This window comes from Streptomyces muensis, from assembly GCF_021474425.1.
Classification (GTDB): Bacteria; Actinomycetota; Actinomycetes; order Streptomycetales; family Streptomycetaceae; genus Streptomyces; species Streptomyces muensis.
This window is the reverse complement of the sequence record NZ_JAKEIP010000442.1, coordinates 1-4,057: the sequence shown is the minus strand read 5'-3', so window position 1 is coordinate 4,057 and position 4,057 is coordinate 1. Positions and strand designations below refer to the sequence as shown.

At 70.8% G+C, this 4,057-nt stretch carries 5 protein-coding genes and 1 pseudogene; all 6 read right to left on the bottom strand.

The window, feature by feature from the left end; translation table 11 throughout:
• Positions 1-198: pseudogene (locus L0P92_RS42665) on the bottom strand (ABC transporter substrate-binding protein); the annotation flags it as partial.
• 16 nt (positions 199-214) lie between these two features.
• On the bottom strand, positions 215-1,078 hold the full coding sequence (locus L0P92_RS42660) for an ABC transporter permease (RefSeq protein ID WP_234768520.1): 864 nt from the start codon (positions 1,076-1,078) through the stop codon (positions 215-217).
• The gene (locus L0P92_RS42655) at positions 1,075-1,842 is read right to left on the bottom strand and encodes an ABC transporter ATP-binding protein (RefSeq protein WP_234768519.1); all 768 of its coding nucleotides are present in this window, start codon (positions 1,840-1,842) and stop codon (positions 1,075-1,077) included. The genes L0P92_RS42660 and L0P92_RS42655 overlap by 4 nt, the downstream gene beginning before the upstream one ends.
• A gap of 149 nt (positions 1,843-1,991) precedes the next feature.
• A complete protein-coding gene (locus L0P92_RS42650) occupies positions 1,992-2,408 on the bottom strand; it encodes a Fur family transcriptional regulator (protein ID WP_048582111.1) in 417 nt (138 codons plus the stop codon).
• A gap of 165 nt (positions 2,409-2,573) precedes the next feature.
• Positions 2,574-2,966 carry a CBS domain-containing protein gene (locus tag L0P92_RS42645; RefSeq protein WP_234768518.1) on the bottom strand — a complete coding sequence of 131 codons (393 nt, stop codon included), beginning with the start codon at positions 2,964-2,966 and terminating at the stop codon, positions 2,574-2,576.
• Positions 2,967-3,078: 112 nt separating this feature from the next.
• A complete protein-coding gene (gene hisN, locus L0P92_RS42640) occupies positions 3,079-3,879 on the bottom strand; it encodes a histidinol-phosphatase (protein ID WP_234768517.1) in 801 nt (266 codons plus the stop codon).
• Between the last annotated feature and the right edge of the window lie 178 nt (positions 3,880-4,057).

Below are 4,057 nucleotides of genomic sequence, written 5' to 3'. Positions count from 1 at the left end.
GTTCGGGGAGAGGTCCTTGGGGTCCGTCCAGGACTTGGCGCCGCAGCCGTCCACCGGGCGGACGGTGCGCTGTCCGGCGGCCACGTTCGAGGAGGAGTCCGGTGCGGACGGCGACGAGCACGCCGCCGACGCCAGCAGTGCGGCTGCGGTGGTGACCGCGGTGAGGACCGCGCCGTATGCATGGGTCCGTCCGCTCATGGCTGGCCCCTTCCCTTCATGACTGGCCCCGTCCCCGGTCCCTCGGTGCCCAGGGCGTGAGCAGGCGGCCGGCGAAGCGGATCAGTTCGGAGAAGAGCACTCCGAGCACCGCGACGCAGACGATGCCGACGAACATCACGTCGTTCTGGAAGAGCGCGCGCGAGTCGAAGATCAGATGGCCCAGGCCGTCGGTCGCGGCGATCTGCTCCGACGCGACGATGACCAGGACCGCCACGCCCGCCGCGATCCGCGCGCCCACCAGGACGGCGGGGAGCGACGCGGGCAACAGGACATGGCGGAACATCTGCCATCGGGAGGCGCCGAAGACCTGGCCGGCGTCGCGGTGGCCGGCGGGGATGGACATGACCGCGGACATCGTGGAGATCCACACGAAGAAGAACACGGTCGCCGCCACCAGGGCCACCTGTGGGCCCTCGCCGAGGCCGAACATGTTCAGGAAGATCGGCAGCAGGGCCAGTTTCGGTACGACGTACAGCGCGTCCAGGAGCGGCTCCAGGGCCGCTCGGACCAGGGACAGGGAGCCCATCAGCAGGCCCAGGGCGTAGCCCGCCGCCGTACCGGCCGCGTATCCCGCCAGGACGCGCTTCAGCGTCGCCCACACGTCGGGCCACAGGTCGCCGGCCGCGGCCCGGTCCCAGCCGTCGGCGAGGATCGTGGACGGGGCCGGGTAGACGCGGTCGTCGATCCAGGCCCGGGTGGCGGCCAGTTGCCACAGGAGGACGAGGACGAGGGGTACGGCGAGCGCCAGGGACAGCTCCAGGGCCCGCCTGCGGCGGTGGGTGCGGGCGGGGTGGAGTTCCCGCGGGCCGGGGCGGCGGACCAGGACGGACTCGGCGGGCGGCTTCGTGAGCGTCGTCATGCCGGCACCGCCTCCTTGCGCAGCAGATCCCACAGCTCGCTCTTCAGCGCGGTGAACTCGGGGGTGGCGCGGATGTCGCCGGTGCGCGGGCGGGGGAAGGGCGGGCGGTGCTCGGCGATGATCCGGCCGGGGCGGGCGGACATGACCAGTACACGGTCGCCGAGGACGATCGCCTCCTCCAGGCTGTGCGTGATGAACAGCGTGGTCGTCCGCAGCGACTGGGTGATGTCGAGGAGTTCGTCCTGGAGGATCGTGCGCAACTGGGCGTCGAGCGCCGCGAACGGCTCGTCCATCAGCAGCAGTTCGGGCTCCACGGCCAGCGCCCTGGCGATGGCCACACGCTGGCGCATACCGCCGGAGAGGGTGGCAGGGTAGGCGTCCGCGAAGTCCGACAGGCCCATGCGGGCCAGCCAGTCGTCGGCACGGGCGTTCGCCTCGCGGCGCGGTACGCGTTGGATGTCCAGGCCGAAGCGGACGTTGGCGCGGACGGTCTTCCAGTCGTAGATGCCGTAGTCCTGGAAGATCATGGCGGCCGGGCGCGCGCTGGTGGTGCGGATCTCCAGCGTGCCGGTGCTCGGGCGCAGCAGTCCCGCGGCGATCCGCAGCAGTGTGGACTTGCCGCAGCCGGAGGGGCCGACGACACAGACGAACTCGCCGGGCGCGACGGTCAGATCGAGGGGGCCGAGGGCGTGGACCGTGTGGGGGGTTCGGCCGAAGGCGCGCGTCAGGTGGGTCGCTCTCAGTTTGGGGTACGGCTCTCCCACTTCGGTCTCCTCGCGGAGTGCGGAACGGACGTGTGGGTGCCGTAGACCATATGACGGACCGTCAGATTCGGGAACCCCGCCCGCGCGTGGGCAGCGCGAAGCCCCGGCACTCATCGGTGCCGGGGCTCAGGGTGCGGGATTGCGGAGGGCTAGGCCTTCGCGCAGTTCGGGCAGGTGCCGCGGTACGTCACCTCGACGTCGGAGACCGTGAAGCCGAAGCGCTCGGAGTCGGGGAGGTCGGCCATCGGGTTGCCCGTCGGGTGCACGTCCCGGATCGCGCCGCACTGGGCGCACACCAGGTGGTGGTGGGGCCGGTGGGCGTTCGGGTCGTACCGCTTGGCACGCTTGTCGGTGGAGACCTCGAGGACCTCGCCGAGGGTGACCAGCTCGCCCAGCGTGTTGTAGACGGTCGCGCGGGAGATCTCGGGCAGCTTGGCCACGGCTCGCGCGTGCACCTCGTCGGCCGTCAGATGGACGTGATCACCGGCGAGGACCTCGGCCACGACGCGCCGCTGCGCGGTCATCCGCCATCCGCGTCCGCGCAGCCGTTCCAGAAGGTCACTCATGGGGACACCTTAACAGCAGCGAGACCAGGTTCCGAATGGATGTGACTTTGGATGTCAGCTTGATTTGGACAGTATCCAGTATAGGACATGGGTGGACTTTGGCGGGGGCCGCTTGGCGGTGCGGACGGGCCGGGTTCCTTCGGGTGCCCGGCCCGTCGTGTGCGGTCAGGCCGGGACGTGCTGGCGCGCGGGGGCCCAGCAGCGGATGATGTCGCGGACCGAGACGATGCCCACCGGCTCTTCGTGGTCCAGGACGATCAGATGCCGGAAGCCGCCGTGGGCCATGGCGCGAGCCGCCTCCTCGAGGGTCCACGCGGGGGCGGCGAACACGACGTCGTTGGTGGTGTGGTCGTGGGCGCGTTCGATGTCCGGGTTCTGGCCGAGGCCGACGGAGTTGAGGATGTCGCGTTCGGTGAGGATGCCGATGCCGCCGGCGTCGGGGTCGTGGACCACGGCCGCGCCGATCCGACGGGCGGCCATCAGGGCCGCGGCCTGGCGAAGGGTGTGGGTGGGGCCGATGGTGAGGACCACGGTGCTCATGGCGTCACGTACGAGCATGGATGGAGCCACCTCCTGAAGTGCCCCCGCACCGTTTGTTCATTGATTCACAAATTCACAAGTGGGGGGACTCTCAGAGTGACAGGTAAAGAGGGGGTCAACAAGAGGGCGTTCAGTAGCGCTCGTTGAGGTACCCGAGGAACTCGTCGTGCAGGAGGCCGTTGGAGGCGGCGGCGTTGCCGCTGTGCGGGCCGGGGCGGCCGTCGAGGCCGGTGAAGGTGCCGCCCGCCTCCGTCACGACGATCGCGGTGGCGGCCATGTCCCACAGGGAGAGCTCGGGCTCGGCGCAGATGTCCACGGAGCCCTCGGCGACCATCATGTACGGCCAGAAGTCGCCGTACGCGCGCGTGCGCCACACCTCGCGGGTGAGGTCGAGGAAGCCGCCGAGGCGGCCCTTGTCCTCCCAGCCGCTGAGGGAGGAGTACGCGAACGAGGCGTCCGTCAGCTTCGAGACCTGGGAGACCTGCAGGCGGGTCGCGGAGGAGAGGCTGCGGCCGGTGAAGGCGCCGTGGCCCTTGGCCGCCCACCAGCGGCGGCCGAGGGCGGGGGCGGAGACGACGCCGACGACCGGCTGGTAGCCGCCCTCCGCCGCCTCCATCAGGGCGATGAGGGTGGCCCAGACGGGGACGCCGCGTACGTAGTTCTTGGTGCCGTCGATGGGGTCGATCACCCAGCGGCGGGGGCCGGTGCCCTCGATGCCGTACTCCTCGCCGAGGATCGCGTCTCTCGGGCGGGCGCGTTGCAGTTGGCCGCGGATGAGGTCCTCGGCGGCCCGGTCGGCCTCGGTCACCGGGGTCATGTCCGGCTTGGTCTCGACCTTGAGGTCGAGGGCCTTGAAGCGGTCCATGGTGGCGGCGTCGGCGTTGTCCGCGAGGACGTGGGCGAGGCGGAGGTCGTCGAGGTAGTCCGGCATGTGACGAACGGTATCTGTCGTGGTCGGGGTGGGGCTACAGGGCTCAGCCGATCAAGTTCCCCGGCTTTCCTCGCCCCCGCCGCCCCTACCCGTCCCATCCCGTGAAGGGGCTCCGCCCCTTCGACCCCGCCAGGGGGCTGCGCCCCCTGGACCCCCATCGGCCTTCGGCCTCGTCCTC

Excerpts from the sequence above, each read along its gene's own strand:
- L0P92_RS42660 (WP_234768520.1), bottom strand. The coding sequence starts at position 1,078 with ATGACGACGCTCACGAAGCCGCCCGCCGAGTCCGTCCTGGTCCGCCGC.
- L0P92_RS42650 (WP_048582111.1), bottom strand. The coding sequence starts at position 2,408 with ATGAGTGACCTTCTGGAACGGCTGCGCGGACGCGGATGGCGGATGACC.
- hisN (WP_234768517.1), bottom strand. The coding sequence starts at position 3,879 with ATGCCGGACTACCTCGACGACCTCCGCCTCGCCCACGTCCTCGCGGAC.
- L0P92_RS42645 (WP_234768518.1), bottom strand. The coding sequence starts at position 2,966 with ATGCTCGTACGTGACGCCATGAGCACCGTGGTCCTCACCATCGGCCCC.